Below are 3,396 nucleotides of genomic sequence, written 5' to 3'. Positions count from 1 at the left end.
TGTGGGTAGTTGGTGGTACATCTATTCTAACCAAGGAATCGGGTTCATGTCTCCTTTTTTGTTTAGTTGTCAATTTGTGTTAGCAAATTTGCTCATCTACAGTAATTGAAATAAAGGTTTTCTCTCGTTCCACAACCAATAAATAAAAGAGAAAATAGGGGCACGGAGAGAAAATACGATGCTGGCTGAATTACAAAGACGAGATCGAAAAATTGTCCACTTCCATGAAAGAAGAAATAAAAAGTAAATGAGCATATGAACGCTACTAAGCCATTTATCTTCATTTGCAGGGGTACAACTCACATTTCGCACCCTCTCGACAAAATTCGGGAGGATTTTTTTATCTTCCTGTCGAATCAAACCTTGAAACACAAGGAAAGCAAAGGAGTTGGCCCGTCATGGACGTTTGAATTCGGGCCATTTATGAAAGTTCTTATTTGAATAGAATAAGCACCCTGTTCAAAGATCTTGACCTTCCTCAGTTGATGGATCATCTCGTTCCCGTGGATCCACAATGCCAAACTCAAGCCAGCGATATCGTCAAACTAATCATTCTGGATATCTTGAGCGGCCCCGGCAAGCGCTCGTTCATTTGGAACAATGGGCGCATGACATCGATTGGCCGAAGCAGATTCGGCTAGGGCTGGAGCCGTCTTGGTTCAACGACGATGCCATCGCGCGTCATTGGGATCGACGGTATGAGGCGAATCTCCATCAAGTCCTTTCGTCTTGCCTCGTGCAGATCGACAAGTAAAGAAGGCCTCTCTCTGTTGGCCTTGGCCATTTCCCGCGTCTTCCCGCGCCGGGCGTCCGTTCATCACCCCGGAACGCCCATGAAAGGGCGCGGGGACCGGAAACTGACCCGCCCGATCGGTCAGGCGATCTTTCAGTTGTTCCGGTATGTGAACGTCGTCCTACTGGAGCTGCCGGATGGGCACATCCAACGCGCGTTAGGGAAACCGCTCACCCCTGATCAGCGAAGGATCCTGCAGGGATTGGGCATGGATGAGAGCATTGACGTGTAACGTCATACGGAACGACTAGCAATGGTAAAAAAAGGATTGCCATCGCTCGTTGTGTTGGTCGAAATGGTATTCTGAAAAACAAAATGAAAAATCCTTTCTTTCTACCCCCCGAGTTCGACAGTTTTGAGGTCATTTTAGGCAAACGAAAATGGCCAAAATGCTGCAATATCAAGGATTTCATGATGCAGATCCTAGGAAAAAACGCTGAATTTCATAGGCACACGACTTTCCTACTTTAACTTTTAAAATGGATGGATATTGGTTATAATATAGGCATGTACACACGACGAGTCACACCAAAAAAGAACGATGGAATCACCTTAGCTTACCTCCATCATGAATCGTGACCGAACGTAAGGGACGAATGCGAACGTCTCATGCTTGGACATTTTTCTTCAAAAAACGGCGACCTTGGTCAACAACCGAACTGACGGCCAAACAAGCGCAACTCTTTGTAGCTCTAGGGCTGGAGCCTCCTCCGAAGATTCTAGGCATTCATCCTCGCACCTAGATACACGCCCAACGTATGCCCAAATGCCTCTCGTCCCTTTGGTATCAAGGGATGAGAGGCATTTTGTTTGCCTAGTGACTGTCGAACTCGGGTATGACGTGCAGCGCGTATTTGGCGAGTACGACCCGATCACCGGCGAGCGCCTGTCGATCGGGGACCGGCTGCTTGCGGGCGGAATGTTGTTGTTGTCGATTGTTCCTCCGGCTAAAAGTGCCGGCGTTGCCGGAAAAGCGGCGATCAAGGGCGCTAAGGCGATCGATGCCGCCTCCGCCCTTGCGAAAGTGAAACATGTCGTGTGCGATGATAAAATGAAAGCGATCGGCGACATCGCCTTTCGCCAAACCGTCCGCTCCCCTCTTGCCGAAACAGCCCGATTGTTCAAGAAGCAATGGGACGAATTAGTAGGAAACGTCGCCTCCGTTTCATGGCAGCCGGCGTATGCGGGGGTGGGCCCAGCGCCTCGGGTGTGGATGAGTGAGGCGAAAGATGCGTCCCGCAACATGATCAAGAAAGTTGAGGGAGGAGTAGTTGAGAAGGGCGTAGGTAAATCAAATAAGTATGATGTGGGGTTATATAACGAAATAAAAGGTGTACTGGGGTTAGACGCACATCATGTGGGACAAAAAGCAATTATGAAAAAGTTCATTCGAAACTATGATCCAAATAATGCACCAGAAATATTAGTACCAAAAGTTGGACATACAAGAAAAGGTCCTAAAGGGATAGTTTCGAGAAGTTCAAAAGGAATTGAGAATGCAAGACAATTATTAGCAAGAGATATAATGGAATTAAGAAGAGTATATCCGGATATTCCTAATTCTCAACTTCGAAAATTAATTGAATTAAATAAACAATTGTATCCAGAGATAAGAAGGAGATGAGAGATATGAATACAGAAGAGTTTGTTAAACTGCTACATCAATCAATTATAAAAGAAAATCGCGATTTTTATCGAGATATATTCAATAATACTGATATTAATGAAGTTACAGATCCCTATTGGAAAGAAGCATTGATGTTTTATTCAGAGCTATCAGACAAAAACAAAGAAATATTACTTAAAATAATTGAACAAGTAGAGGTGGATGCTGTAGCTAATATTTTAGGGGTGTTAGATGGGGTAGTATCAATAGGAGAGGAGAATATTGAGTTTAAGGTGACAATTAACGACCATAATGAACCGATTAATGGAGATTTACAAGACCTATTTTTGGGGTATGATGAAGAGAATAGGTAACAAGTTTAGAGATAGATTTTGTATTTGCTAAAATACCATTTATAACTTTCTTTTAAAGTAATTTTTGAATTTGAGATCCAATGTATCAATGGAACGAAAAAGGTTCTATAATTACCTTGATTGACCATAAGCCTTTCAAGGTTTTGCTGTCTTAAATATAAGGGAGGATGGTTTGCTAGCTCACCGCTGCAACAACGCATCAGGCAGATCAAATGCTCGCCGATAACATGAAGGAATTTGACTTGGAGCTTCTCGGCTGGTATGACGTGCAGCGCGTATTTGGCGAGTACGACCCGATCACCGGCGAGCGCCTGTCGATCGGGGATCGGCTGCTGGCGGGCGGGATGTTGCTGTTATCGATTGTTCCTCCGGCTAAAGGAGCCGGTGTCGCTGGAAAAGCGGCGATCAAGGGGGCCAAGGCGATCGATGCCGCCTCCGCCCTTGCGAAAGTGAAACATGTCGTGTGCGATGATACCATGAAGACGATCTTCCACACGATCTACCATCAAGTCATCAAAGCGCCGTTTGCGGAAACGGCCCTCCTGTTCAAGAAGCAATGGGACGAATTAGTCAAAAGCGTCGCCTCCGTTTCATGGCAGCCGGCGTATGCGGGAGTGGGGCCG

The 3,396-nt window shown here is 45.6% G+C and carries 2 protein-coding genes and 3 pseudogenes; all 5 read left to right on the top strand.

Annotation, left to right across the window (positions count from 1 at the left end; genetic code table 11):
• Nucleotides 1-410: 410 nt before the first annotated feature.
• Nucleotides 411-1,022: pseudogene (locus tag B4113_RS21285) on the top strand (DUF4277 domain-containing protein); the annotation flags it as partial.
• Nucleotides 1,023-1,372: 350 nt separating this feature from the next.
• Nucleotides 1,373-1,536 (top strand): annotated as a pseudogene (locus B4113_RS21280) (transposase); the annotation flags it as partial.
• A gap of 74 nt (nucleotides 1,537-1,610) precedes the next feature.
• On the top strand, nucleotides 1,611-2,417 hold the full coding sequence (locus B4113_RS19080; RefSeq protein ID WP_348537080.1) for a pre-toxin TG domain-containing protein: 807 nt from the start codon (nucleotides 1,611-1,613) through the stop codon (nucleotides 2,415-2,417).
• Between the two features lie 5 nt (nucleotides 2,418-2,422).
• Nucleotides 2,423-2,773, top strand: a complete 351-nt coding sequence (locus B4113_RS14945; RefSeq protein WP_033843110.1) for a hypothetical protein — start codon at nucleotides 2,423-2,425, stop codon at nucleotides 2,771-2,773.
• A gap of 182 nt (nucleotides 2,774-2,955) precedes the next feature.
• A pseudogene (locus tag B4113_RS14940) lies at nucleotides 2,956-3,396 on the top strand (pre-toxin TG domain-containing protein); the annotation flags it as partial.

This window comes from Geobacillus sp. B4113_201601 (assembly GCF_001587475.1).
GTDB classification, from domain to species: Bacteria; Bacillota; Bacilli; order Bacillales; family Anoxybacillaceae; genus Geobacillus; species Geobacillus icigianus.
Note: the sequence above shows the minus strand (reverse complement) of the source record. Positions and strands in the feature narration are given on the sequence as shown.